Origin of the sequence: Kineococcus sp. G2, from assembly GCF_037154035.1 — a bacterium.
Taxonomy (GTDB): domain Bacteria; phylum Actinomycetota; class Actinomycetes; order Actinomycetales; family Kineococcaceae; genus Kineococcus.
Genome location: NZ_JBBBEM010000058.1, coordinates 1 through 389, shown reverse-complemented (window position 1 = coordinate 389; position 389 = coordinate 1). Strand labels below are relative to the sequence as shown.

1 protein-coding gene is annotated in these 389 nt (G+C 76.3%); it reads right to left on the bottom strand.

All coding sequences use genetic code 11. The features are described 5' to 3' along the window. Window positions 1-45: 45 nt before the first annotated feature. Window positions 46-389, bottom strand: a 344-nt coding sequence (locus V9U69_RS09980; RefSeq protein WP_337061577.1) for a TSUP family transporter, incomplete at its 5' end; no start/stop codon positions are given.

Genomic DNA, 389 nt, shown 5'->3' with positions numbered 1-389 from the left:
CCCCCCCCCCCCCCCCCCCCGTGCCCGGGCGGTTCCGGCGTCCCGTCAGCGCACCAGGACGACGAACGACGTGACCCCCAGCAGCACGATGAACGCCCGCAGCACGGCCGCGGGCAGTCGCCGGCCGAACCGGGCCCCCAGCGTGCCCCCCACCAGGGAACCGGCCGCCACCAGGCCGGCTGCCGCCCAGTCGATGCGGTGCGCGGCGGTGGCGGCGTACGCCACCGCCGCGACCGCGTTGACCACCGACGTCAGGACGTTCTTGACCGCGTTCAGGCGTTGCAGGGGCAGGCGCACGAGCAGGCCGAACACGCCGACCTGCAGGACGCCCTGGCTGGCGGCGAAGTAGCCGCCGTAGGTGCCCGTGGCGTACGCGCCCAGGACGAGGC